Annotated in this window: 22 protein-coding genes and 1 pseudogene; 16 read left to right on the top strand and 7 right to left on the bottom strand. The window is 69.9% G+C overall.

From position 1 onward, the window contains the following. Window positions 1-47: 47 nt before the first annotated feature. The 4 genes and pseudogenes from ACL03I_RS23330 to kstR all read right to left on the bottom strand — a co-directional run. Window positions 48-905, bottom strand: a pseudogene (locus ACL03I_RS23330) (metal ABC transporter ATP-binding protein); the annotation flags it as partial. Between the two features lie 4 nt (window positions 906-909). Next, complete coding sequence (locus ACL03I_RS23325) at window positions 910-1,791, bottom strand: metal ABC transporter solute-binding protein, Zn/Mn family (RefSeq protein WP_412806960.1); 882 nt, start codon at window positions 1,789-1,791, stop codon at window positions 910-912. A gap of 157 nt (window positions 1,792-1,948) precedes the next feature. After that, a complete protein-coding gene (otsB, locus tag ACL03I_RS23320; RefSeq protein ID WP_412806959.1) occupies window positions 1,949-4,522 on the bottom strand; it encodes a trehalose-phosphatase in 2,574 nt (857 codons plus the stop codon). 256 nt (window positions 4,523-4,778) lie between these two features. Then, the gene (gene kstR / locus ACL03I_RS23315; protein WP_039794748.1) at window positions 4,779-5,429 is read right to left on the bottom strand and encodes a cholesterol catabolism transcriptional regulator KstR; all 651 of its coding nucleotides are present in this window, start codon (window positions 5,427-5,429) and stop codon (window positions 4,779-4,781) included. A gap of 139 nt (window positions 5,430-5,568) precedes the next feature. On the opposite strand from kstR, the gene ACL03I_RS23310 reads away from it, so the two are divergent. From ACL03I_RS23310 to ACL03I_RS23280, 7 genes are all read left to right on the top strand, one after another. After that, entirely contained in the window at window positions 5,569-7,722 is a 2,154-nt protein-coding gene (locus ACL03I_RS23310) for an acyl-CoA dehydrogenase family protein (protein WP_412806958.1), read from the top strand. A gap of 25 nt (window positions 7,723-7,747) precedes the next feature. Continuing rightward, window positions 7,748-8,812, top strand: a complete 1,065-nt coding sequence (locus tag ACL03I_RS23305; protein WP_355076751.1) for an acyl-CoA dehydrogenase family protein — start codon at window positions 7,748-7,750, stop codon at window positions 8,810-8,812. Beyond that, the gene (locus tag ACL03I_RS23300; RefSeq protein ID WP_412806957.1) at window positions 8,797-9,957 is read left to right on the top strand and encodes an acyl-CoA dehydrogenase family protein; all 1,161 of its coding nucleotides are present in this window, start codon (window positions 8,797-8,799) and stop codon (window positions 9,955-9,957) included. The genes ACL03I_RS23305 and ACL03I_RS23300 overlap by 16 nt, the downstream gene beginning before the upstream one ends. 18 nt (window positions 9,958-9,975) lie before the next feature. Beyond that, window positions 9,976-10,911 (top strand): bifunctional MaoC family dehydratase N-terminal/OB-fold nucleic acid binding domain-containing protein, encoded by a 936-nt coding sequence (locus ACL03I_RS23295; RefSeq protein WP_355076754.1) that lies wholly within the window; start codon window positions 9,976-9,978, stop codon window positions 10,909-10,911. Continuing rightward, a complete protein-coding gene (locus ACL03I_RS23290) occupies window positions 10,908-11,312 on the top strand; it encodes a MaoC family dehydratase (protein WP_355076756.1) in 405 nt (134 codons plus the stop codon). Before ACL03I_RS23295 ends, ACL03I_RS23290 begins: the two co-directional genes overlap by 4 nt. Then, on the top strand, window positions 11,305-12,483 hold the full coding sequence (locus ACL03I_RS23285) for a lipid-transfer protein (protein ID WP_412806956.1): 1,179 nt from the start codon (window positions 11,305-11,307) through the stop codon (window positions 12,481-12,483). Before ACL03I_RS23290 ends, ACL03I_RS23285 begins: the two co-directional genes overlap by 8 nt. 113 nt (window positions 12,484-12,596) lie before the next feature. Then, window positions 12,597-13,034 (top strand): NUDIX hydrolase, encoded by a 438-nt coding sequence (locus ACL03I_RS23280; RefSeq protein WP_397074386.1) that lies wholly within the window; start codon window positions 12,597-12,599, stop codon window positions 13,032-13,034. Here the strand turns inward: ACL03I_RS23280 and ACL03I_RS23275 are convergent, their stop codons facing one another. Next, on the bottom strand, window positions 13,035-13,607 hold the full coding sequence (locus ACL03I_RS23275) for a TetR/AcrR family transcriptional regulator (protein WP_412806955.1): 573 nt from the start codon (window positions 13,605-13,607) through the stop codon (window positions 13,035-13,037). Here ACL03I_RS23275 and zapE point away from each other — a divergent pair. The 9 genes from zapE (at window position 13,606) to ACL03I_RS23230 (ending at window position 21,869) form a co-directional block, all read left to right on the top strand. Beyond that, entirely contained in the window at window positions 13,606-14,682 is a 1,077-nt protein-coding gene (zapE, locus tag ACL03I_RS23270; protein WP_412806954.1) for a cell division protein ZapE, read from the top strand. The genes ACL03I_RS23275 and zapE overlap by 2 nt on opposite strands. 179 nt (window positions 14,683-14,861) lie before the next feature. Then, a complete protein-coding gene (locus ACL03I_RS23265) occupies window positions 14,862-15,779 on the top strand; it encodes a DUF4129 domain-containing protein (protein ID WP_355076764.1) in 918 nt (305 codons plus the stop codon). 34 nt (window positions 15,780-15,813) lie between these two features. After that, window positions 15,814-16,302 (top strand): hypothetical protein, encoded by a 489-nt coding sequence (locus tag ACL03I_RS23260; RefSeq protein ID WP_355077044.1) that lies wholly within the window; start codon window positions 15,814-15,816, stop codon window positions 16,300-16,302. 29 nt (window positions 16,303-16,331) lie between these two features. Further along, entirely contained in the window at window positions 16,332-17,294 is a 963-nt protein-coding gene (locus ACL03I_RS23255; RefSeq protein ID WP_355076766.1) for an AAA family ATPase, read from the top strand. Next, window positions 17,291-18,565 carry a DUF58 domain-containing protein gene (locus ACL03I_RS23250; protein ID WP_355076768.1) on the top strand — a complete coding sequence of 425 codons (1,275 nt, stop codon included), beginning with the start codon at window positions 17,291-17,293 and terminating at the stop codon, window positions 18,563-18,565. The genes ACL03I_RS23255 and ACL03I_RS23250 overlap by 4 nt, the downstream gene beginning before the upstream one ends. Further along, entirely contained in the window at window positions 18,562-19,023 is a 462-nt protein-coding gene (locus ACL03I_RS23245; protein WP_412806953.1) for a hypothetical protein, read from the top strand. Before ACL03I_RS23250 ends, ACL03I_RS23245 begins: the two co-directional genes overlap by 4 nt. A gap of 275 nt (window positions 19,024-19,298) precedes the next feature. Continuing rightward, entirely contained in the window at window positions 19,299-20,696 is a 1,398-nt protein-coding gene (locus tag ACL03I_RS23240) for a PucR family transcriptional regulator (RefSeq protein ID WP_412806952.1), read from the top strand. A 122-nt stretch (window positions 20,697-20,818) separates the two neighbouring features. Further along, a complete protein-coding gene (locus ACL03I_RS23235; RefSeq protein WP_412806991.1) occupies window positions 20,819-21,388 on the top strand; it encodes a CBS domain-containing protein in 570 nt (189 codons plus the stop codon). Between the two features lie 25 nt (window positions 21,389-21,413). Beyond that, window positions 21,414-21,869 (top strand): TraR/DksA family transcriptional regulator, encoded by a 456-nt coding sequence (locus tag ACL03I_RS23230; protein ID WP_412806951.1) that lies wholly within the window; start codon window positions 21,414-21,416, stop codon window positions 21,867-21,869. Window positions 21,870-21,992: 123 nt separating this feature from the next. Here ACL03I_RS23230 and ACL03I_RS23225 read toward each other — a convergent pair whose 3' ends face one another. After that, complete coding sequence (locus ACL03I_RS23225; protein ID WP_412806950.1) at window positions 21,993-22,859, bottom strand: MaoC/PaaZ C-terminal domain-containing protein; 867 nt, start codon at window positions 22,857-22,859, stop codon at window positions 21,993-21,995. Window positions 22,860-23,092: 233 nt separating this feature from the next. Beyond that, window positions 23,093-24,793 (bottom strand): 3-oxosteroid 1-dehydrogenase, encoded by a 1,701-nt coding sequence (gene kstD, locus ACL03I_RS23220; RefSeq protein WP_412806949.1) that lies wholly within the window; start codon window positions 24,791-24,793, stop codon window positions 23,093-23,095. Between the last annotated feature and the right edge of the window lie 52 nt (window positions 24,794-24,845).

Genomic DNA, 24,845 nt, shown 5'->3' with positions numbered 1-24,845 from the left:
GCGGAATCGCCGTGGGCGAACTCGTCGCCGGCCGGGCCGTGGCAGTGCCCGCCCGCGGTGCCGAGCGCGTCCATGGTGTCGCCGGTGCCGACGACCACCAGACGCCCGCGTACCCGTAGTACGTCCACCTGGGTGCGGTACAACTCCGACAGCACCGCCGAGGTCATCACCTCTTCCGGCGTCCCGATCCGGAACCTGCCGTCGACCAGGTACAGCACCCGGTCCACCAGGGGCAGGATCGGGTTGATCTCATGCGTCACGAAGAGCACCGCGGTGTCGTGAGTGCGCCTGCGGCGATCGATGAGCTCGGCGACCAGTCGCTGATTCGCCAGGTCGAGGCTGAGCAACGGTTCGTCGCACAGCAGCACCTTCGGATCGCCGACCAGCGCCTGCGCCACCCGCAGTCGCTGCTGTTCCCCGCCGGACATGGATTCCAGTGGCGCGTGGGCGAATCGCTCTGCGCCCACGTCGGCGATGGCCGCGGCCACCTTTCGCCTGCGTTCGGCGCGGGAGCGCAGCCCGAGCCCCCAGCGATGCCCGTCGACGCCGAGGCCGACGAGATCGACGCCGCGCAACTGCACCCCGGCGTCGATCGTCTTCTGTTGCGGTATGTAGCCGATGTCGTGATTGCCGGTGCGCGCGGGAGAGCCCGCGATCCGAGCCGCGCCCGAACTCAGGCCGACCTGGCCCAACAGCACCTTCAGCAGCGAGGTCTTGCCCGAACCGTTCGGCCCGAGGACCGCGACGAATTCACCCGGCGCGACAGTGAGATCCAGCCCCTCCCAGAGGGTTCGGTCTCCGAACGACAAGCAGGCGGCTTCCAGTCGCACCGCGGCCGATTCGCCGATGGTCGAGCGCCGTTCCACCTCGTCGGCGTGTGCGGTCAGCGCGGCTCCCTTGTTCATCTGCTCAGCCCAGCGCGGCGGCGAGCGCTTGCGCGTTCTTCGTCTGCCACTGAATGTAATCCACGCCGTCGGGCAGGGTCTCGGTCACCTCGACGACGGCGACGCCCGCGCTCCGCGCGGTCGCGCGCAGGTCTTTGGTGATCTTGTCCTCGGTCTGCACGTTGTAGATCAGGGCGCGGACCCGCTTGCCGGTGAGCAGGTCCTGCGTCGCCGCGACGGCCGCGGGGGCCGGGTCGGTCTCCTGCTCGATGGCTTCCTGGAACTCGTGCGGAGTCCGGTCGTCGGCTCCGGTGGCGACCAGGAGATAGTGCGCGAGAGGCTCGGTCTGCAGCACCGGCGTTTTCGGATGCTCGGTGGCGAGTGCGCCGGTGATGGCGGTAACCGCGGCGAGCCGGTTCTTGAACGTCGTCGCGCGCTCGGCGTAGGCCGCGGCCTTGCCCGGATCCAGTTCGCCGAGTTGGGCGGCGATCCGGTCGGCGACCACGTCGACGGTGCGCACGTCGTACCAGACGTGCTCGTTGTCGTCGCTCTGATCGGCCCGCAGGGCGAACGCGTCCACGGTGCGCTTGTTCGTGCCCGCCACCGCCTTCTCGGCGAACCGGTCGTAGCCGCCGCCGTTGTAGACCACGAGGTCGGCATCGCTGAGCGCCGCCGACTCGACCGCGGAGGTCTCGTGCGAGTGCGGGTCGGCGGACGGATCGGTGATCAGCGACCGGACGGCGGCGTCGGGGCCCGCGACGGCGGCGGCGATATCGCCCCAGACGTCGGTGGAGGCGACGACGGTCGGGCGTCCGTCGTCGTTGGAGCCGCCGCAGGCGGTCAGCGTCAGGGCGGAGACGACTCCCACGGCGATACCTGCGCAACTGATGGCGAATCGGGTTCTCACGTGGGGTACTCCTGGCCGTGCTCTAGATCATAATGGAAATCGTTCCCGTTAACTCTAGCAGGGGCCGTCAAGCGTTCGGATGCGACGCCCACCTGGAAACCGAATGCGAAGGGCCCGTGAACGATTCCTCGTTCGCGGGCCCTCGGCTCCTACGTGGTCAGACCAGCGCGGCCTCCACCGGCTGCCCCAGCAGCTGCGCGCAGCGCAACAGGCCCAGATGGCTGTACGCCTGCGGATGGTTGCCGAGCGACCGTTCGGCCACCGGGTCGTATTCCTCGCTGAGCAGCCCGGTCGGGCCCGCCACGTCGACCAGCTGGGCGAACAGCGCCTCGGCGTCGGAGCGCTTGCCGATCAGCAGGTACGCCTCGACCAGCCAGGCCGCGCACAGGTGGAATCCGCCCTCGCCGCCGGGCAAGCCGTCGTCGTGGTGGTAGCGGTATACCGTCGAGCCGCTGCGCAGCTCGGCCTCGGTCGCCACGACCGTCGCCGCGAAGCGCGGGTCGGACGGGTCGATCAGGCCGCTCAGCCCGATGTGCAGCGTCGCAGCGTCCAGGTCGGTGCCGTCGTACGCCGCGGTGTAGGACTGCACCTCGTCGTTCCAGCCCTTGGCCTTCACCTCGTCGGCGATGGTGTCGCGCAGCACCGGCCAGGCCGGATCGGCCTCGCGATCGAACTTCTGCGCCAGGGTGAGCGCCCGGTCGACGGTCAGCCAGCCCATCACCTTCGAGTACACGTGGTGGCGGGGGTTGCCGCGGATCTCCCAGATGCCGTGGTCGGGCTCTTGCCAGCGCCGCTGCACCGCCGAGACCATGGCGCACACCAGCTCCCAGTCGGCGTCGGGCAGCACGTTCGTCGGATCGGTGACGCCGCGCAGCTCCCTGGCGTGCGCCAGGGTGGCGATGAGGTCCACGATCGGACCGAAGACGTCCAGCTGAACCTGCATGTTGGCCGCGTTGCCGACGCGCACCGGGCGGGAGCCGGCGTAGCCGGGTAGCTGGTCGATCGAGGCCTCCGGCGGCAGCGTCTCGCCGTACAGCGTGTACAGCGGGTGCAGCCGCTCGGGGCCGGGCAAGGTCTCCAGCACGCGGTGCACCCAGCCCAGGTAGTCCTCCGCCTCGGCGAGCGAGCCGAGCGAGACCAGCGACTGCGCGGTCAGCGCCGCGTCGCGCAGCCAGCAGTAGCGGTAGTCCCAGTTGCGCACGCCGCCGATGTCCTCGGGCAGCGAGGTGGTGGCGGCCGCGAGGATCGAGCCGGACGGCGCGTGCACCAGGCCGCGCAGGGTCAGCGCGGAGCGCTTCATCAGGTCGGGCTTGAGCGGCGGCAGTGTGAGCGTCCCCGCCCAATCCGACCAGTACCGCTGCGCCTCCCGCCGCCGCTCCGCCTCACTGGCCGGTGCGGGATCGAGATCGGCGGTGCCGCAGCGCAGTTCGAGCACGACCGGCCCCTTGGACGGATCCACGACGGCCCGTGCCGACTCGTGGGTACCGTCCGAGACGATCTCCCACCGCACGCCGGGTGAACGCAGCACGATCGGGTCGTTGGTGCCGTACACCCGCAGCCCGCCCTCCTGCGCCTCGAGGTTCACCGGCACCTGGCCGAACTCCGGGCGGGGGGCGAAGGTGACCACGGCCTTCGCGTCGCCGGTGATCACCCGGGTGAGGTCGGTGCGGGTCGGGGCTACGTCGTGCGGCAGGTAGTCCGTGACTTGCAGTTTGGCCCAACGGGTTTCGACGGTCATCGTGCCGTCGACGTAACGCTGCGACAGCGGCAGGCCCGGCCGCTCCGGCTCGATGGTGAAGTGGCCGCCCTGCGGGCCGCCGAGCAGGTGGGCGAACACCGCGGCCGAATCGGGCTCGGGGTGGCAGAACCAGGTCACCGTGGCGTCCGGGGTGAGCAGCGCGACCGAGCGCGGGCTGGCCAGCATGGTCAGCCGCTCGATGCGCGGCGCGCTCGCGCCCGCCAGCCAGGTCCGGCGCTCCTCCAGCAGGTAGGCCAGCGCGCACGCCACGGCCTCGGTGCTGTCCACCCGGAACTTGGCCAGGCTCTCGCCGTCGCCGACCTTGATGCCGACGTCCGGGCCGGACAGCACGCGGAACGCCTTCTCGTCGGTGACGTCGTCACCGAAGAACACCGCGGCCGAGGCCCCCGCCTGATGCCGAACGGTGTCCAGTGCGGTGCCCTTGTCGGTCTGCACCACGGCCAGTTCGATGACCGCCTTGCCCTCGGTGACCTGCACGCCGAACCAGCACGCCGGACCGAGCCGGACCTGCGACAGCGCGCGATGGCCGATCTCCGGGCTGGCGTTGCGCACGTGCAACGCGACACTGGCCGGTTTGATCTCGACGGTGACGCCGGGGTTGTCCGCGGCGACCTGATTCAGGGCCGTCTGCACCTCTTGGAGCAGATGCTTGGCGTCGTTGTCGATCGCGTGCACGAAGCCCACGTCGAATTCCGAGCCGTGGCTGCCGATCAGTTGCACCTCGACCGGAAGGCGGGACAGCGCCGCGAGATCTCGCAGCGCGCGGCCGGAGATCACGGCGGCAGTGGTCCCGGTCAGGCCGGCGAGGGCTCGTAACGCGCTCACCGATTCCCGATGGGGAAAGGCTTTGGTCGGGTCGGACACGATGGGCGCGAGTGTCCCGTCGTAGTCCGATGCGACCAACAGCCGTGGCACGCGCGCGACCGTCGACAGTGCACGGCGAAGTTCCAGTGGCAGATCCTGTGCGCTCACGCATCCAACCTAGTGATCGGAGGAGTTTTTTCAGGGGGCGGGCAAAACAATACTGTGTTGAATTTGCCGCACAGAAGCGCGCCGGTTCGCGTGCGCACGATAACGCACACCTGAACCGGTGTCCGGTAGATCTGCCCAGCTAACGGCAACGGGATCCGAGCGGGTGAGCTTCGTCGCAGCACAACGAGCTATTCGGGCCCGGTGGGGTGACTGGGCGCTGATTCGCTCGCTGTGTGCTGAGAGATCCCGCTAGAGCTTACTGGTTGCGTTCGCCCAGGAGGAGGTCGACGGTCAGTTCCAGTCGTTCGGTCACGTCGGTGGCCGAGGCGCGCCGGGTCAGCCAGGCGACCAGATTCGACAGCCACACGTCGCTGATCACCCGCGCGATGGCCAGCTGGCGTTCGGTGGGCTCGCCGTCGTTCATCGCGCGGGCGAAGACGCGGTCCATCACCTTGCCGACCCGGTCCACCTCGGCGGCGGCCGAGGCGTCGGCGAACATGAACGCGCGGGTCATGGCCTCGGTGAGCAGCGGGTCGCGCTGCATCATCCGGGTGATCTGGGTGAGCAGCAGGTGCATGCGCTCCTGTGGGGACTGCCCGGCAAGCGGCTTGCGTTTGCCCTCGATCTGCTCGAACTCGCGCGACAGCGCCGAGACCAGCAGGTGCACCTTCGACGGGAAGTAGCGGTACAGCGTGCCGACCGCGACATCGGCGCGCTCGGCCACCGCGCGCATCTGCACCGCGTCGTAACCGCCCTTGGACGCGAGCGCCAAGGTCGCGTCCAGGATCCGCTTGCGCCGCTCGCGCTGCGCCGCCGAGCTCAGCTCGTCCTCGCTGAGCGTGGTGACCGTGGCGGCGGGCCGTCCCGCGCTCGGGTCGGCTGGCTGCGATCGGGACGGACTGGCCATTGATGAAAGTCCTTTCCGGAAACGTCGTTTCGTCGGCTGCGTGCGCGGTGTGGCCGCGGCGGTCTCTTGACTTCCGCCCGGCTAGGATATTAGAACATGTTCTAGGTGTGGGAGTCACGCCGGAAAGGCGGTATGGAGTGTGACCATCGCCACCACTGACGAGCATAAAGCCGTTCAGGAGTCGATGCGCGGATGGGCCGCTTCGGTCCGTCCGATTGCAACAATGCGGGCCGGCGCGGCCGACTTCTGGCGCGCCTACTGGCCCGCGCTGGCCGAGATCGGGATCTTCCGGGTCGCGGTGGCCGAGGACGCGGGAGGTGCGGGCGGGTCGGTCTCCGATCTGGCCGTGCTGGTGGAACAGGCGGCGCACGATCTCGTCGGCGGCCCGGTACTCGCGACGGCTCTGGCCAATCTGATCACCGCCGGACAGCTCGACGAGGACCTGCCGTGCGGTGTGGCGCTCGACTTCGTCGTCGGTTCGACGGTGAGCGTACCCGTCGCGAGCGACGGCGTGTTGCTCACGGGTACCTGGGATTCCGTCGTCGGCGCCGCCCCAGGCACCGCCGTGCTGCTGCCGATCGACCAACCGCAAGGACAGCGGTGGTGCCTGGTCGCGCCCGACGCCGAGGGCCTGCGGGTGGAAGCGCTCGCGCCGCTGGATCCGAGCACGCCGCTGGCGCGGGTGCACTGCGCCGACCTGCGCGTGCCCGCCGAACGCGTATTCGTCGCGCCGCACGCGGCAGGGGACCTGCTCGTCGCGCTGGTCACCGCCGAACTGTCCGGCCTCGCGGGCTGGTGCCTCGAGACCGCGGTCGAGTACGCGAAGGTGCGCGAGCAGTTCGGCCGCAAGATCGGTTCGTTCCAAGCGGTCAAGCACATCTGCGCCTGGATGCTGTGCCGCACCGAACTCATCCGCGCCGCCGCGGCCGACGTCGCGGCGGCCGTGGACGACGGCGGAGCCGAACTGCCGATCGCGGCCGCCATCGCGGCCGCCATCGCCTTGGACGCCGCGGTGGAGACCGCGAAGGACTGTATTCAGGTGCTCGGTGGCATCGGCTTCACCTGGGAGCACGACGCGCACCTGTATCTGCGGCGGGCCACGGCCTTGCGCCAACTGCTCGGCGGTTCGGCGCACTGGCGGGCGCGGGTCACCGAACTGACCCGAAGGGGCCTGCGGCGCACCACCGGGGCCGATCGGGTCTTCGCCGAGGAAGGCGTGGCCGCTGTGGACGGCGACAGCGCGCACGAACTCGCCGCCGAGGTCGCGCGGATCGCGGCGCTGCCAGCCGACCGGCAGCGTGCCGCGCTGGTGGACGCGGGCCTGGTCATGCCGCACTGGCCGCGGCCATACGGACGCGCCGCGGACCCGATGACCGGCCTGGTGATCTCCGAGGAGCTGCGCCGTGCCGGACTCACCGCGCCGGACCTGGCCATCGGCGGCTGGGCGATCCCCACGCTGTTGCAGCACGGGACGCCGGAACAGATCGAGCGCTTCGCCTGGCCCACCTTGCGCGGCGAAGTGGTCTGGTGCCAGCTGTTCAGCGAACCAGAGGCGGGTTCCGACCTGGCGGCGTTGCGCACCACCGCGAAAAAGACCGACGGCGGCTGGGTGCTGCGCGGGCAAAAGGTGTGGACATCGCTGGGCGACAAGGCGAACTGGGCGATCTGCCTGGCGCGCACGGACCCCGACTCGCCCAAACACCGCGGCATCACGTACTTCTTGGTCGATATGCACAGCGCCGGGCTCGAGGTGCGCCCGCTGGTGCAGATCACCGGAGAGGCGCGTTTCAGCGAGGTCTTCCTCGACGATGTGTTCGTGCCGGACGATTGCGTGGTCGGCGCGCTGAACAACGGATGGAAGATCGCCCGCTCCACGCTGTCGACGGAGCGAGTCGCCATGGGTGGCAACGGCATCGGTCCGGTACTCGAAGAGCTGATCGCGAAATCGCCCGCCACCGGCCCCGGCACCGAGCTGGTGAACGACCGGCTCGGTGGATTCGTGGCCGAGGCGATCGCGGGCCTGCTGCTCGAGCAACGCGCCGCGGTGAAGATGCTCGCGGGCGGTGACCCCGGCGCGCAGAGCAGCGTGCGCAAGCTGGTCGGCGTGCGCCACCGCCAAGCGGTAGCGGAATTCGCCGCGGAGGCGGCGGGCCCGCTCGGCGCGCAGGACTCCGAGGTGACCAAGGAGTTCCTGCTCACGCGTTGCCTGTCGATCGCGGGCGGGACCGAGCAGATCCTGCTCACCGTGGCCGCGGAGCGGATTCTGGGGCTGCCTCGTGACGCGGACAGCTAGCCCTACAGCCAATCGGGAGACAAGCGTGGACTTCACCAGGGACGAGGGCCAGGACGCGGTGGCCGAGGTCGTCGTGAGCTTGCTGGAGCGCGAACCGGCGCGCGACATGCGATTGTGGCCGAAGCTGGCCGACTCCGGCCTGCTCGTCGTCGCGTTGCCGGAACGGTTCGGCGGCGATGGGATGGGGCTGCTCGAGGTGTCGGCGCTGCTCACCGAACTGGCCACCGACGCGGTGGCGGTGCCGGCGCTGTCGACGCTGGGGTTGGGCGTGCTGCCGCTGGTGGCCTGCGCGCCGGAGCGCGTGCAGTCGCTCGTGCTGCCGGGGGTCGCCGAGGGCGCGGTGCTCACCGCGGCGCTGAGCGAACCGGGGGCGCCGTTCGTCCGCGAGCCGGAGACCACCGCCGTCGTCAGCGGCGACACGGTGCGCATCACCGGGCACAAGGTGGCGGTGCCGTACGCGGAGGAGGCGAGCTGGCTGCTCGTGCCGACCGACGCCGGTATCGCCGTGGTGGACGCGCAGGCCGTCGGCCTGACCCGCACGCCGACGCCGGTCTCCGGCGGCATTCCCGAGTACACGGTCCGGCTGGACCAGGTGCAGATTCCGGCCGACCAGCTGTGGCCGGTCGGTCTCGCCGATCTGCACCGGCTGGCGCTCGCCTCGATCGGATCGGTGGCCGACGGATTGCTCAAAGGCGCGATCACGCTCACCGCCGAGCATCTGCGCACCCGGCATCAGTTCGGCAGGCCGCTGGCCGAGTTCCAGGCGGTGGCCCAGCAGATCGCGGACCTGTACGTCGTCTCGCGGACCCTGCACGTGGCCGCGGTCTCGGCGAACTGGGCGCTGGCGCAGCCCGACGCGAGCCGGGAGCATCGCGAGCGCACCGACGACGACCTGGAGATCCTCGCCTACACCGTCGCCGCGGAACTGCCCGCGGCCATGCAGAAGTGCCATCACCTGCACGGCGGCCTCGGTGTGGACGTGACCCACCCGATGCATCGCTACTACTCACAAGCCAAGGACATCGCTCGCTGGCTCGGCGGCGCGTCGTTCCGGCTCGACCGATTGGGGGCGAGATGTTCATCGACCTGACCACCGAGCAACGCGGGCTGCGCGACGAATTGCGCGCCTACTTCGCCGATCTCGTGACTCCCGAGGAGGAGGCCGAGATGGCGGTGAACCGGCACGGTGACGCCTATCGCGCCGTGGTGCGCCGGATGGGCCGCGACGGCTGGCTCGGCGTCGGCTGGCCCAAGGAATACGGTGGCCAAGGCTTCGGGCCGGTCGAGCAGCAGATCTTCTTCAACGAGGCGGTCCGGGCCGACGTCCCGCTCCCGCTGGTGACGCTGCTGACCGTCGGACCGACTTTGCAGCAGTTCGGCACCGAGGAACAGAAGCGGCGGTTCTTGCCCGGAATCCTCTCCGGCGAGGTCCATTTCGCGATCGGCTACTCCGAGCCGGACGCGGGCACCGACCTCGCCTCGCTGCGCACCTCGGCGGTGCGTGACGAGTCCGGGGACTGGATCGTCAACGGGCAGAAGATCTTCACCACGGGCGCGCACGAGGCCGACTTCGTCTGGCTGGCCTGCCGCACCGGCTCGACCGAGTCGCGCCACCGCGGCATCACGATCCTGATCGTGGACACCACCGACCCCGGCTACTCGTGGACGCCGATCATCACCTGCGACGGCGCTCACCACACCAACGCGACCTATTTCGACAACGTGCGCGTCCCGGCGAACATGCTGGTCGGCGAGGAGAACCGGGGCTGGAAGCTGATCACGACGCAGCTCAACCACGAGCGGGTGAGCCTGGGGCCGTCCGGCAAGATCGAGCAGCTCTACGACCGGGTGCGCGACTGGGCGCAACCGCGCGGCGTGCTCGCCGAACTCGACGTGCGCAGGGCGCTGGGCCGCATCCATGCCATGGTCCGGTTGAACGAACTGCTGAACTGGCAGGTCGCCGCGACTGTGGACGGCGACCAGGCGCAAGTGATCGCCGACGCGTCCGCGACCAAGGTCTACTCCACCGAATCGCTCCAGGAGGCGGGCAGGCTCGCCGAGGAGATCGTCGGCCGCTACGGCGACCCGGCCGACCCGGCCACCGGCGAGCTGCTGACCTGGCTGGACCGCAGGACCAAGCAGAACCTCGTGGTCACCTTCGGCGGTGGCGTCAACGAGGTGATGCGCGAACTGGTCGCCTCGTCCGGTCTGCGGTTGCCGCGAGTACCCCGATAACGAGTGAAGGAGCCGCGCGTGCCGGAAACCACTACTCCGGAAGCGATCGTCGCCGCAGCCGAGGCCATCAAGGCGGCGGGTGCGAGCGCGCCCCGTTTCGGGCGCGATCCGGTGAACCAGCCGATGATCAACAACTGGGTCGAGGCGCTCGGCGACGCCAATCCGATCTATGTCGACGAGGAGGCGGCGCGCGCGGCGGGACATCCAGGCATCGTCGCGCCGCCCGCCATGGCCCAGGTGTGGACCATGTTCGGGCTCAACGGTTCTCGCCCCGCAGACGACCCGATGGGGTCGGCCACGGAACTGCTCGACGCCGCGGGTTACACCTCCGTGGTCGCCACGGATTGTCAGCAGACCTACCACCGCTACCTCGCGGTCGGCGAACAGGTCTCGGTCACCAGCACGCTGTCGGACATCCGCGGCCCGAAGCGCACCGCGCTGGGTGAGGGATGGTTCGTCACCTTCCAGACCACCTGGCGGGTCGGCGACGAGGTGGTCGCCGAGATGCTGTTCCGGCTGCTGAAATTCGCTCCCGGCACCGCCGCGCCGAAAGCCCCGGAGGGCGCGCGGGTCAAGCCGCTGGTCTCCTGGGACACCGAATTCTTCTGGGAAGGAACGAAAGCGGGCGAGCTGCGCATCCAGCGGCTGCCGGACGGCTCGCTGCGGCATCCGCCCATTCCCGCCATCTGGCAGGACAAGTCGAAACCGACCGATTACGTCGTCGCCTCCGGGCGCGGCACCGTGTTCAGTTACGTCGTGCACCACGCGCCGAAGGTGCCGGGGCGGCAGTTGCCGTTCGTGGTGGCGCTGGTCGAACTGGAGGAAGGCGTGCGCATGCTCGGTGAACTGCGCGGCATCGACCCGGCCGAGGTGCGGATCGGTCTGCCGGTCGAGGTGGGCTTCGAGAAGCTCGACGACGAGGCGACACTGCCGGTCTGGCAGGTGGTCTCGTGAGCGCCGCCGTGCGCGTGGGCACGGTGCTGCCCGAGCTGGTGATCGGCGCCGACCCCACGTTCGTGATCAGCACCGCCCTGGCCACCAGAGACTTCCAGGACGTGCACCACGACAGGGACAAGGCCGTCGCCCGCGGCTCGAAGGACATCTTCGTCAACATCCTCACCGACACCGGCTTGGTGCAGCGTTTCGTCACCGACTGGGCGGGCCCGCGCGCCGTCGTCAAGTCGATCGCGCTGCGCCTCGGCGTGCCGCTGTACGCCGGGGACACGCTGACGCTGACCGGCACGGTGACCGCGCTGGAGGGCGACGACATACACATCGACGTGGTCGGCAAGGACAGCCTCGGCGACCACATCACGGCTACGGCCGTCATCGCGTTGCGGAGGGCCGATGTCTGAGCAGAAGATTTCCGGCCGTGCGGCCATCGTCGGCATCGGCGCCACGGATTTCTCCAAGGACTCCGGACGCAGCGAACTGCGCCTGGCCGCCGAGGCGGTCACCGCCGCACTGGCCGACGCGGGCCTGACGCCCGCCGACGTGGACGGCCTGACCACGTTCACCATGGACACCAACACCCAGGCCGCTGTGGCCAGGGCGGTCGGCATTCCGCAGCTGAAGTTCTTCAGCCACATCGGCTACGGCGGCGGCGCGGCCTGCGCCACCATTCAGCAGGCCGCCATGGCGGTGGCCACCGGCGTCGCGGACGTCGTGGTGGCCTACCGCGCGTTCAACGAGCGGTCGGTGTCGCGGTTCGGGCAGTTCTCCACGGCGCTGGCCACCGCGCCCACCTCGTCGGGCATCGACGCGGGCTGGTCCTACCCGCAAGGACTGGGCACCCCGGCCGCGCAGGTCGCGATGGTCGCCCGGCGCTATATGCACGTCTACGGGGCCACCAGCGAGGACTTCGGCCGCGTGGCCGTCGCCGACCGCAAGCATGCCGCGGTGAACCCCGCGGCCTTCTTCTACGGCAAGCCGATCACGCTGGCGGATCATCAGAATTCCCGCTGGATCGCCGAGCCGCTGCACCTGCTGGATTGCTGCCAGGAGTCCGACGGCGGCGTCGCGATCGTGGTCACCAGCGTCGAGCGGGCTCGCGACCTGCCGCAGCGGCCCGCCGTCATCGCCGCGGCCGCCCAGGGTTCCGGCGCCGACCAGTACGTGATGACCAGCTACTACCGCGACGCCATGACCGGCCTGCCGGAGATGGGCCTGGTCGGTGAGCAGCTGTGGGCGCAGAGCGGGTTGCGTCCGGAGGACATGCAGGCCGCCATCCTGTACGACCACTTCACCCCGTTCGTCCTCATGCAACTGGAGGAACTCGGGTTCTGCGGCCGGGGCGAGGCGAAGGAGTTCGTCGCCGACGGCGCCATCGAGGTCGGCGGACGCCTGCCCCTCAACACGCACGGCGGCCAGCTCGGCGAGGCGTACATCCACGGCATGAACGGCATCGCCGAGGCGGTGCGCCAGATCCGCGGCGTCTCGGTCAACCCGGTCGCCGACCTGACCAACATTCTGGTCACCGCGGGCACCGGCGTGCCGACCTCCGGCCTCGTCCTCAGTGCGGACTGATCAGGTCGGCCGCGCCTGCCTGCTTCAGCACTCCGGCACCCGTCATGGTGGGTCCGGAGTGCTGACGGGTGTGCGAACCGCCGCCGGTGCGGGGGGCGCGTAGCTTGGGGCAAGTGGTGGCCAGGCATTTGGTGGATGTGCATGTGTTGCTGCTGCGCGGCGCGGAATTATTGCTGAGCAGGCGGCGCAGCGCGGACGAGTTCGACGGGCTGTGGCACCTGCCCGCCGGAAAGCTCGAGGTGGGGGAGTCGGTGCTCGCCGCAGTGGTCCGCGAAGCGCACGAAGAGGTCGGCGTGGTGATCGATCCGGCGGATCTGCGGCACGTCCATTCCGCGCACGTCGTCGAGTCCGAACGGGAAGCCCGGGTCGGGTTGTTCTTCGAGACGCGCCGCTGGTCGGGCGAGCCGGTCAACCGCGAGCCGGACAAGTCCTACGAGCTGCGGTGGTTCTCGCTCGCGAACCTTCCGGAAACCCTCATTCCGTATCCGGCCGCCGGTATCCACGGCTACCTCACCGGCGTGACCTACAGCCAGCGGGGCTGGCCCAGCTGATCACACGCGCAAGTGCGCGGCGAGAACGCGGGCGAGCTGCTGGACGCTCTCCGGCGTGTCCGGGCGCAGGGCGGTGCGATTGCCCGCGAAGCGGTCGAAGACGGCTCCCTCGATGACGGCGACGAAATCCGCGGCCCGGATATCCGGATCGGGCGCGCCCATGGCGCGGAACAGGTCGCGGGCGCGGTCGACGGAGAACAGGCTGCGCACCAGCCGGGGATGCAGGTCGGGATCGTCCAGCAGATCGATCAGCAGAGCGTGCCGTGCGATCAGGTGACCGCGCCGTTGCGCGAGTAGCCGGTCCAGCCAGGCCGCGATGGTTTCCGCGACCGGTTGCCGGTCGGCGGTCGGCGTCAACGCGGCAGCGGCGAAATCGTCGCGGGTGCGGGTGGTGATCCGCTCCACGATGGCCTCGATGAGGGCGCGTTTGGTGCGGAAGTAGTAGGAAGCCGAACCGGCGGGCAGGCCCAGTTCCGTGTCCAGCGCGCGGTGGGTGAGCGCGCGCAGGCCGCGTGCCGCGATCACTTCGATGGCCGTGTCGACGAGGAGCGCACGCCGGTCGCCTGTGGACATGATCACCCTTCCTGGCCGCCGCGCGGCCTCGTCCTCTACAAATGTAGAGGACTTTGGAGGTGCCGTGGAACTACGGTGGGATGCCGAGCAGGCGCGGGCGGCGGCGCGGTTGCGCGAGTTGGTCGATCGGCGCGGCAGGCCGAGCCGACGGAGCCGTGGCGTCTACCTCCACGGCAGGCCCGGGCGCGGCAAGACCATGCTCATGGACCGGTTCTTCGCCGAGGTGGCATCGGAACGCAAGCGGCGCTACCACTTTCACCAGTTCTTCGCGAGCCTGCACGCCGCGGCGCACGCGTCCGGCTCGATCGATGCCGCGGTGGACGCGCTGCTCGGCGACGCCCTGCTGGTCTGCTTCGACGAATTCCACGTCCACGACATCGGCGACGCGATGCTGTTCGCCCGGCTGCTCGACGCGCTGTTCGCCCGCCGCGTCGCGCTGGTGGTGACGTCGAACTATCCGCCCGCCGAGCTGCTGCCGAATCCGTTGTTCCACGACCGGTTCGTGCCGACGATCGAGCGAATTCTCGCGAACATGGACGTGGTCGCCGTCGACGGCGCGATCGACTACCGGACCCTCGGTGCCCGGGGCGCCGGTACCGGATTCGCGGCCGGGCGATACGTCGTGGCGCCCCGATGGCACATGACCGTGGAAGCGTTGTCGGCTTCGTCCTCCCGCAATAATGATGCGACACAACAGGAAATCGAATCGATCGTCGAGATATCCCTCGGTGCCAGAAGTTTGCGGGCGATTGCGACGGACGGAGGCGCACTCGTCATCGACTTCGCCGCATTGTGCGGTACCCCAACTTCCGCGGCGGATTATGTTGCGCTGGCACAACGTTTTCCGCGCTGGGAAATCCGGGATGTACCACCGCTGCGCACAGTTCCGCCCGACTGGACGATGCGTTTCGTGAACGTCGTCGACGTGCTCTACGACGCCGATCGTGCACTCACCGTCATCGCGTCCGCAGCGCTCGGCGAGCTGGTGCGGGAGGTGCGGGAAGTGCCGGATATCTCACGTTTGACGAGTCGGCTTTGTGCATTGTCCCAATCCTCGGCCGAAATCGTCCGGTAGGCACCGTCGCGATGGCCGACCCGCCGCCTCCCCGCACAGTTGCGGTTTAGGAGGAAGGACTGCGAAGTATTCCATTCCATCCCGAGCGGACCGCCCGGCATGTAACTATGTGGCTGTTTTGTGGAGTACTCAGATTTGGTGGTAACGCAGTGGCCAGGGCGCGAGCGCCGATATCGCGCGTGATCGTGCTGATCACGCTGCTGGCTTTTGCCGCCATCGCATTGCACGGATACATCCCAGGAATCACGGAGAGCGAGTCGCGCAGGCAAGTCCCGTCCGCGTTGTCGGTCGCTCTGATGCCCGTGTTGCTGACCGTATCGATCGTCATCCTGCTGGCGGGCGTCATCGCCAGCCAGCACCGGTTGCCGCTGGCCATGCCGGAGCCCGAACGCGCGGACGAGCGCAAGCAGTGGCGGTTGGGGCGCGTGGGCCTGGCAGTGCTCGGTGCGCTCGCGCTGCTCGGCGTGCTGTTCGCGGCTGTGACGGCGATCTACTTCATCGGCGCGGGCAGGCCGAGCGAACCCGCGCGCCCGGCGACCCCCGCCACCACCACGGGCGCCGCGCCGGAGCAGGGGACCCCGCCGCCCGCCGAACGCGAGCCCAGGTCGGCGGAGTTGACCGGAACGGCGCTGGTGCTGGCCGGAATCGCGGCCGCGGGCCTGGTGACGGTGGCGATGAGCGGTTTGGTCGTGGTCGCGGTGTCGTCCCGGCGCAAGCCCGTCCCGGCGCAGGCGCCCGGGGTCGCGCCGACGCCCACCGTGGCCGACTCGCTGGCCCGCGCGGCCGAGCTGGGCTTGGCCGCGATGAACGCCCCGGGCCAGGACCCGCGCACCGCGATCATCGCCTGCTACGTCGCGATGGAGCGCGGCCTCGCCTCCGACCGCGCCGCCGCTCCGCTCGCCTCGGACACCCCGATGGAAGTGCTGGCCCGCGCGTTCGAACGCGGCGCGCTGCACGACGCGTCCGCCCGCGAACTGGTCGCCTTGTTCGAGGAGGCCAGGTTCAGCCCGCACGCCATGCTCGAATGGCAGCGCATGCGAGCCGAGCAACTGCTGCGCATCGTGCTCGCCGATCTGCAAGGGGAGGTGCCCGCGTGACCGGCCGGGTGAGAAAGGACATCGCGTGAATCGGATGGGGGTGGTGATCACCGGGGTGATCGTCATCGCGGTGATCGAGCTGGTCGCCGTCGAGCGCGCCCGCGGGCTGCTGCTGATCGTCGCGGGCATCCCGGTCGCGGTGGCGCTTGGCTGGCTGATCTGGTCGCTGCTCGAACGCGCCGAGGCCGGGGACGCCGACGAGTTCGACGACATGGAGAACGGCCCGGCCGAGATGTTGCAGCGCTGGCACGCCAGGGCGGAGATGCTCGCCGACCGGGCGGACGGCAGTCGTGCCGATTGGGACCGGCACCTGCGTCCTCTGCTGGCCAAGGAGTTCGAGCTGTCCAGCGGCCAGCGAGTGGCGAAGAACCGCAGAGCGGTCGAGGCGGCGGGTGTCCACCAGTTCGGGCCGGAACTGTGGCGCTGGGTGGACCCGGCCAATTCGGCCCTTCGTGATCAAGCCGGCAGGGCACCGGGACGTGCGGCGCTGGACGAGATCCTGAGCCGCCTGCAGAGAATGTGAAATGGGTTGAGGCAAGTGCGGGTACACACATGACCATGCCGATGGACATGACCATCCAGCGCAGCGAGGCCGTGCTCCGGGAGTTGTCCCGGGTCGTGGTCGGCAAGCAGGACGAGTTGCAGTTGATCATGATCGCGGTGCTGTCCGGTGGGCATGTGCTGATCGAGGACTTACCCGGTCTCGGCAAGACGCTCATCGCGAGATCGTTCGCGGCCGCGCTCGGGTTGCAGTTCACCCGGGTGCAGTTCACCCCGGACCTGCTGCCCGCGGATCTGCTCGGTTCGACGATCTACGACATGTCCTCGGGCCGGTTCACCTTCCGTCGCGGGCCGGTGTTCACCAACGTGCTGCTGGCCGACGAGGTGAACCGCACACCGCCGAAGACACAGGCCGCGCTGCTGGAGGCGATGGCCGAGGGACAGGTCAGCATCGACGGCGAGACGTTCCTGCTGCCGCAACCGTTCATCGTGCTGGCCACCGACAACCCGATCGAGTACGAGGGCACCTACCCGCTGCCGGAAGCGCAGCTCGACCGCTTCGCCATCCAGCTGCGGTTGGGCTACCTGTCCGAGCACGACGAGACGCAGATGATCCGCCGCAGGCTGGAGCGCGGGGCGCAGGTGCCGCAGGTCAACCAGGTCGTCGACGCCAACGGTTTGCTGGAGATGCGGCAATCCGTCGAGTACGTGACCGTGCACCCCGACGTGGTGAGCTATGTCGTCGCGCTGGCGTCGGCGACCCGAGGGCACCCTCAGGTCGAGGTCGGCGCCAGCCCTCGCGCGGAACTGGACCTGGTGCAGATGTCCCGGGCGCGGGCTCTGCTGCTCGGCCGCGACTACGTGATTCCCGAAGACGTCAAGGCGCTGGCGATCCCGGCCATGGCGCACCGGATCACGCTGCGGCCGGAGATGTGGGTGCGCCGCATCCGCGGCGAGGACGTGATCACCGAACTGCTGCGCCGTCTGCCGGTACCGCGCGCCACCGTGACATGAGGCACCGCGACGCCAGTTCCGCGGTCGACGCCGAATTGCGGTGGCGACCCGCACCGCTGGTCTTCATGCTCGCGGGGTGCGCCGCCGCGGCCCTGGTGCTCGCGGTGGTCCTCGGCCGGTGGCAACTGCTCGTGTTCGCCGCGCCGCTGCTCGGCGTGCTGGCAACCGCGCCGTGGCAGCAGTCCTCGACCAGGATCCAGGTCGACGGCGGCGGCACGCTGCGCTGTTTCGAGACCGAGGAGGTGACGCTGACCGTCGCCGCCTTCGTGGAGAAAGGGCATGCGCTGCTGCGCTTGAAGCCGGAGCGTTCGGCCGGCTTGGAGATCCAGATCGAGGAGGCCGGCGATTCCGGAATCGCGCCCGCCGGGTTGCGGCTCGCGCTCTCGGCGGCCAGGTGGGGGCGCTACCCGATGTCGGTGCGGGTCTCGGCGCTGAGCCCAGCCGGGCTCGCCGTCGCCACCGCGGTGCTGCCCGCGGGGCAGCTGTTCGTGTACCCGATCACCGATCCGCAGCGAATGCGGTTGCCGCGCACCGAACTTCCCGAGCGGCTCGGCACCCACCTGACCCGCAGGCACGGCCCCGGCGTCGAGTACGCGGACATCCGCGCCTACGCCCCCGGCGACCAGTTGCGCATCGTGAACTGGCCGGTGAGCGCGCGGCGCGGGCGGCTGTACGTCACCGAGCGGCTGACCAATCGTTCGGCGGATGTCGTTGTGCTGGTGGACACCTCGCAGCAAGCGCCGGGACCGGCGACCGATTCGCTGGAGCTGTCGGTGCGCGGCGCGGCGCAGGTGGTGCAGTCGACCTTGCAGGCGGGCGACCGGACCGCGGTGGTCTGCTTGGGCCAGGCGCCGCGCTGGCTGCGGCCGGACATCGGGCGGCGCCAGTTCTACCGCATCGTGGACACCGTGCTCGACGTGGGCGACGAACACATCCCGACCACCGGCACCCTCGCGCCGCACTCCGCCGTTCCGCTCGGCGCGATCGTCGTGGCCTTCTCCACCCTGCTGGACACACAGTTCGCGCTTGCGCTGATCGATCTGCGCAAGCGCGGGCACGTGGTGGTCGTGGTGGACGTCCTGCGCGGCACGCCGTTCCGCGAGGACCTCGACCCGATCCTGGCCAAGATGTGGCAGCTCGAGCGCGCGGCGATGTACCGGGACATGGGCACCGTCGGCGTCGACATCGTCGCGTGGCCGGAAGACGCGCGCCTGGACCAGATCATGCGGGTGCTGCCGGAGCACCGCAGGACCGTACGGGTGCGCCGATGACCAGATTCCTCGCCGTTCTCTCCGGGGTGCTGCTGGTGGCGTCGGTGGCGCTGCTTGAGCCGTGGATCGGCGTTCCCGCCCTGGTCTTCGTCGCGCTCGGCTGGTGGCTGCGGCCGCTGGCGGTCTGCGCGGTGCTGCTCGCGCTCGCCGTGCTCGCGGTCGCCGACGCGGGTGTGCTCGCTTCCGCGGCGACGGGTCTGGTGGCCACGACCTATCTGCTCAACGCCGCCACGGTGACCGCGCCGCACGGCGTGGTGCCGACCACGATCCCGTCCGTGACCGGTGCGGTCGGCTTCACGGCGGTCGCCGTCGTCGCCGCTCTCGTCCCGCTGCGCTTGGCTTGGGCGCCGCTGGCCGCGCCGGTGCTCGTGCTGCTTTTGTACGCGCTGGTGATCCAGGGCGCCGCGGCCCGGCGCGGGCGCGGCGATCGCGAACTTCCGGCGACGGGCGAAGCCTGACGCGGAGGCGAGAGCCCTCGGCGCCGAGACCGTGTCGGTATGAACCGCGAAAGCCACACGGTCGTGCGCGTACCGTTCGGTGGTGCGAGGGCGGTCCCGACGGACGAGGTCCCCCCGCTGAGGCTCCGCAGGCGTGATCGAGGGAGATGGACAACCGCGGGAGGTCTTATGACGTTCGCCGAGTTCGATCGAATGACCGCCACGTCCACGACCTTGTGCGGGCCGCGTCGGTCGCCTGGGCGCGCAGCGCTGTCGGCTCGGCTTCGGAGCGGCTCGTGGTGACATTGGACCGGTTGGCGAACGTGCTGAGTGGCTACGGAATCCGCTTGCGGTTGGGTTCGGTGCCCCGGTCCACCCGATTGCGCAGCGTGGTGATCCACGCGGCCGATCAGGGGCCCGTGGAAGCGGGCGACGTGCTGCTGGGGATAGGGGCACGCTCGCTGTCGGAGGTGGTGGAATGGGCGGTCTCGGCGGGTGCTGTCGTCGCAGTCTTTCGTGGGGGTGCGGAGACCGAGCACGAGCCGGATATCGATGGCGTGGCGGTGCTGGTGGTCGATCCCGCGGTGGCCTGGAGCGAGCTGGCCGCGGTCGTTTACGGATTGGTGCTGGAAGGACGCGAGACCGAGGCCGGTCGCGGCCCGACCGATTTGTTCGCCTTGGCCGACAGCGTGGCCGACGCTGTCGGGGGCGCGGTGACGATCGAGGACCGGCGGTCTCGGGTGCTGGCGTATTCGAAGCCGAAGCAGCACCTCGATCCCGCCCGCGTCGAGACGATCCTCGGTAGGGAGATGCCGCCGTGGTTGCGGGCCCTGTTCGACGCGCGCGGTGTCTTCGCGCATTTGGCCGCCTCGGATGAGCCGTTGTTCGTCGCCGCGGACGCCGAACGCGGTGTGACGGGGCGGATGGTCGTGGCCGTGCGGGTGGGCAGGCAACTGCTGGGGTCGATATGGGTGTCGTGCCCGGCGCCGTTACGCGGGGCCCGGCGCACGGCCTTGGCCGATGGTGCGCGCACGGTGGCCTTGCACCTGTTGCGGTCGCGGGCCAGCGCGGACCTGGAGCGTCAGGTGGAAGCCGATCTGGTCATTCGTCTACTGGAGGGTGCGGCGGACGCGGCGACGGTGGCCAGCAGACTGGGGCTGGCGCCGGAGAACTTGCGGGTGATCGCGCTGCGGGATCGAGACGCGCACGAGCGGCACGCCGCGCTGCTGTTGATCTTCGAGCGAGCGACGACCGGATTCGGCTGGTCCCGTTCGACCCGCAGCGCCTTGGTCGGCGACACCGTCTACACCGTGCTCCCCGCTGATTCCGCTGCGGCGGCACGCCGCTGGGTCGGTGAGTTACAGGCCGCGCTGCCCGTGGGGATGACAATGACGGCCGGCGTCAGCGGTCTCGCACGGGCCACGGAATTGGCGTCGGCGCGCCGAGAAGCCGACGAGTGCCTGGCGCTGCACGAGGCCCGGCCCGCGGCGGCCGAGCCTCAGTACGTGGCTACGCTGCGCGCCTGGTTGCAGGCGCAGGGCGACTCGGCCCAAGCGAGCGCGCGGCTCGGCGTGCACGAGAACACCGTCCGCAACCGGCTGCGCAAGATGGCGGAGGTGACCGATCTCGGCTTGGACGATCCGCGCAAACGTCTCGCCATGATGATCGAACTCGCCGTCGCCGACACCGACTGACCCGGCCCGCTGTGCCGTCGCCACAAATCTCCGCCCTCCGATTGTCCGATCAGCGCAATCGATCGCCTCGCCGCCACGCCACCATGGGGTTGAGCCGGAAAGGAGGTATCGGAGTGAGGAACATGCAGGTACGTGAGGTGATGCGGAGGCCGGTCACCACCGTTCGGCGCGAGGATACGGCGCGCGATGCGGCGCTGATGCTCGCCGAACTGCGGTACGCGGCGCTGCCCGTGCTCGACGGGGACGACCGCCTCATCGGAATGCTCACCAGCGGTGACCTCTTGCGGTCCGGAGAACTCGACGACGCTGTCGGCGCGGTGATGACCACGCCGGCGGTCGCCCTGCCCCAGACCGCGGCACTGGCCGAGGGTATGAGCAGGCTGGTGACCCACGGACTACGCAGTCTGCCGGTCGTCGACGCCGAGGACCGCGTGGTCGGCATGTTCAGCCGCGGCGACGCGCTGCGGCTCATGCTCACCCCGGACGACGCGCTCTCGGCCGATGCGCAGCGCCTGCTCGATCAATACCGCGGCGCGCGGCGCTGGCAGGTCACCGTCGACGACGGCGACGCCACCGTCTACGGCCGGTTCGCCGACGAATCCGAACGACGCATCGCCGTCGCCTTGACCCGCACCGTGCCCGGCATCCGCACCGCGAGCATCGCGCTCACACCCGCCGCGGCCGAGCATTGACCACCAACCAGCCCTGGAGTCGACGATGACCCACGCATACCCCGTTCAACGCGCGAGCCTCAGCGAACACCTACCCCTGCTGCGCGCCGCACTCGAGCAGCAACGCCGCTTCCGCCTGCAACAGCTGGCCGAACTCGAAGCCGAGCTCGACCGCGCAGGGGAACCCGCCGACGCGGCTGACGCGGCCAGACACGAGGTCGACGGCAAACTGGCCGCGGCGGCACGGCAAGCGCTGGCCGACATCGAGGCCGCTCTGCTGCTCATCGCCGCCGGACGATACGGCCGCTGCCGCCGCTGTCACGCCGAGATCCCGATTCGGCTGCTGCGCACCATTCCCACCACACAGTGGTGCTTGCGGTGCCATCGGCATCTCTCGTCCGCCGACGGGTCCCGGGTGATACGGGGGCAGCGGCCTGGGCGCCGCTCCCGATCGCCGCGACGCGGCCTGCAGGCGAAACGAGAGGCGCTCGCATGCCGCTGACCGTCGATGCTCCAGGACGGCACCGGCCTGGAGTCGCCCGGACCGGCACTCACGGCCGGTTTCCCGGCCGGGTCGGACGCGGCCCGGCCGCGAACCGCTGGGGTGAAGCTGTGGAGTGATTCCTCAGGCGGGCCGGAACCGCAGCTCGACATCGCCCAGAACCGGCGCGTCGTCGCGTTCGACCACGGTCGCGGCGATGGTGAGCCGATCGTCCTCGCGCCAGATCCGGGTGCGGATCGTCTCGCCCGGGTACAGCACACCGGCGAACCGGGCGCGGAAACCGGTGACGCGACTGACGTCGGAGTCGAGCACGATGTCGGTCGCGGTCTTGCACACGATGCCGTAGGTGCACAGCCCGTGCAGGATGGGCGCGGGAAATCCGGCCGCGCGGGCGAATTCGGGGTCGGAGTGCAGCGGGTTGCGGTCGCCGGACATCCGGTAGAGCAACGCCTGCTGCGACAGCGTCGGCGTGGTGACGTCGAAATCCGGAGCGCGATCCGGCAATTCGGTCTTGGTGCTCGGCCCGCGCTCGCCGCCGAAGCCGCCCTCGCCCTTGGCGAAGATGGAGGAGCGCTCCGTCCACAGCGCCGCGCCGTCGGAGCCGGTGACGGTGTGCTCCTGCACGATGACCGCGGCCGAGCCCTTGTCCCAGACCTCGGCGATCCGGCTGACCTTGGTCGCCTTGCCCGCCGCCGGGATCGGCCGGTGCACCTCGACCTCCTGGTGGCCGTGCACCACCTTCGCCAGGTCGATCTCGACGCCGGGGAAGCTCACCTTGGGCGGCTCGGTCTCGTGGACGGTCGCCGCCACGGTGGCGAAGGTCGGCAGCACCTGCGGTTCCCGATCGTCGAGATAGCGCAGTTCGGCCGGGTCGGTCCAGCGCGTACCCGCGCCGAGGCCCAGCTGATACAGCTGCACGTCCGACGCGGTCCAGGCGAACTCCCGGCTCGGCAGTTGCGCGCCGAGCGCGATCTTCGGGTCGATGGGCATCAGTTCTCCTTGTGCATGAATGTGGATCGATCCGGATCTACCGCGCCGCGTCCGGGGCCGCGCCGGGAATCGATGCGCCTTCGGGTCGATCCTGCTCGGCGCGACCGCGGCCGGCCAGTGCGCCGCCCGGTCGGTGGGATGGGAGAGTGGCTCGCGCTCTGCGGCGGGCTTCCTCCGGCGAGATGGGCGCGCGGTGCGGGACAGGTCCAGCGCGACCCGCACCGCTTCGAACGTCAGGCCTCCGCCGCGGCGACTGCGGGCTGCTCCTTCTTGCGCTTGACGATGTCCAGCACCGCGAGGTAGCCGAAGGCGATCGCGGGGCCGATGGTGGCGCCGGGCCCGGCATACGTGTGGCCCATCACCGGTGTGGAGCAGTTGCCGGAGGCGTACAGCCCCTCGATGACGCTGCCGTCCTCGCGCAGCACCCGCCCGGCGGTGTCGGCCACCAGTCCGCCCTTGGTGCCCAGATCGCCCGGCACGATCTTGGCGGCGTAGTACGGGCCCTCCACCAGCGCGGCCAGGCACGGGTTGGGCCGCACGGTCGGATCGCCGTAGTACCGGTCGTAATGGCTGTCGCCGCGGCCGAAGTCCTCGTCCTTCCCGGTCTCGGCGAAGCCGTTGAAGCGGGTGACGGTAGCGGCCAACTCGTCGGCGGGCACGTCGATCTTGCCTGCCAATTCCTCGATGCTGTCGGCCTTGACGATGAAGTCGTTTTCCATCCACCGGGACGGAAAACGCTGACCGGGCTGTAGCCCGGCGAAGATGTAGCGGTTCCGGTAGCGCTGGTCGAACACCAGCCACGCGGGGATGTTCTCGCCCGGCCCCTCGCCCTGCCCGTACTCGCCGCCGTACATGGTGTGCACCGCCTCGACGTAAGGAGCGGACTCATTTCCGAATCGCTTGCCGTCGGCGTTCACCATGATGCTGCCGGGCAGGTTCCGTTCGGCCAGCGCGAACCACGGTTTGCCGCCCTTGAAGATGGTCGGCCCCCACCAGGCGTCCTCCATGAAACCGATGGCCGCGCCCGCCGCCATGCCCGCTTGGATGCCGTCGCCGGTATTGGCGGCCGCGCCGGTGGTCCACTCGGTGGTGATGGGCTGGCGCTGGTATTTGGTGCGCATTTCCGCGTTGTGCTCGAAACCGCCGCTGCCCAGGACGACGCCGTAGCGGGCGGTGAAGGTGACCGGCTCGCCCTCGTGCAGCGCGTTGACGCCGGTGACGACGCCGTCGGTCACCACGAGGTCGGTCATCGGGGTGTTCAGCAACAGCGGCACGTTCGCGTCCATGAGCCCCTTGCGCATGCCCGCGATGATGGCCTGCCCCATGCCGACGATGTGTTTGCGGGTGAACTTGGCCCAGTAGGTGCGCGCGCCGACGCGCATTGCCCGGAGCATGCCCTTCGGATGCCGCCGAATCAGATTGAGCCGGACGAAGTCGGCCTGCATGACCACCACGTTCAGCGGAGCCTTCGCGTACGGCGGCTCCAGGTTGAACCGCTCGTCGCCGAGGATCTTCGTGTCGAACGGCTTGGGCTCGCACGAGCGCCCCTCGGGCCGCCCGCCCGGCGCTTCGGGATGGTAGTCGGAGTAGCCGGGCACCCACGTCATCTTCAGGGGCGAGTGATCGAGCACGAAGTCCAGCGCTTCGGCCCCGCGATCGATGAAGGTGTCGACCCGTTCGGAGGGGACGACGTCGCCGATGATGCTGTGCAGGTAGGTCCGTGCGTCCTCGCGGTCGTCGGGCCGACCGGACGCGCGCAGCGCCTTGTTGCCCGGGATCCACACGCCGCCGCCGGAGCGCGCGGTCGACCCGCCGTAGTGCGCGGCCTTCTCGATGACCACCACGCTCAGGCCGTTGTGGGCCGCGGTGAGGGCGGCGGTCATGCCGGCGGCGCCGCTGCCGACCACCACCACGTCGTATTCCCGATCAGTCATGTAGAACACGTTATAGAATGGACGCGCCATTGGTCTATGTTGTGTGGCAGAA

The organism is Nocardia sichangensis (assembly GCF_047200615.1).
GTDB classification, from domain to species: Bacteria; Actinomycetota; Actinomycetes; order Mycobacteriales; family Mycobacteriaceae; genus Nocardia; species Nocardia sichangensis.
Note: the sequence above shows the minus strand (reverse complement) of the source record. Positions and strands in the feature narration are given on the sequence as shown.

Bases quoted from the DNA above. Each gene is read 5' to 3' on its own strand.
- kstR (WP_039794748.1), bottom strand. From the start codon at position 5,429: ATGGCCAGTCCGTCCCGATCGCAGCCAGCCGACCCGAGCGCGGGACGG.
- ACL03I_RS23300 (WP_412806957.1), top strand. From the start codon at position 8,797: ATGTTCATCGACCTGACCACCGAGCAACGCGGGCTGCGCGACGAATTG.
- ACL03I_RS23285 (WP_412806956.1), top strand. From the start codon at position 11,305: ATGTCTGAGCAGAAGATTTCCGGCCGTGCGGCCATCGTCGGCATCGGC.
- zapE (WP_412806954.1), top strand. From the start codon at position 13,606: ATGATCACCCTTCCTGGCCGCCGCGCGGCCTCGTCCTCTACAAATGTA.
- ACL03I_RS23275 (WP_412806955.1), bottom strand. From the start codon at position 13,607: ATGTCCACAGGCGACCGGCGTGCGCTCCTCGTCGACACGGCCATCGAA.
- ACL03I_RS23260 (WP_355077044.1), top strand. From the start codon at position 15,814: ATGGGGGTGGTGATCACCGGGGTGATCGTCATCGCGGTGATCGAGCTG.
- ACL03I_RS23255 (WP_355076766.1), top strand. From the start codon at position 16,332: ATGACCATGCCGATGGACATGACCATCCAGCGCAGCGAGGCCGTGCTC.
- ACL03I_RS23250 (WP_355076768.1), top strand. From the start codon at position 17,291: ATGAGGCACCGCGACGCCAGTTCCGCGGTCGACGCCGAATTGCGGTGG.
- ACL03I_RS23245 (WP_412806953.1), top strand. From the start codon at position 18,562: ATGACCAGATTCCTCGCCGTTCTCTCCGGGGTGCTGCTGGTGGCGTCG.
- ACL03I_RS23235 (WP_412806991.1), top strand. From the start codon at position 20,819: ATGCAGGTACGTGAGGTGATGCGGAGGCCGGTCACCACCGTTCGGCGC.
- ACL03I_RS23230 (WP_412806951.1), top strand. From the start codon at position 21,414: ATGACCCACGCATACCCCGTTCAACGCGCGAGCCTCAGCGAACACCTA.
- ACL03I_RS23225 (WP_412806950.1), bottom strand. From the start codon at position 22,859: ATGCCCATCGACCCGAAGATCGCGCTCGGCGCGCAACTGCCGAGCCGG.
- kstD (WP_412806949.1), bottom strand. From the start codon at position 24,793: ATGACTGATCGGGAATACGACGTGGTGGTGGTCGGCAGCGGCGCCGCC.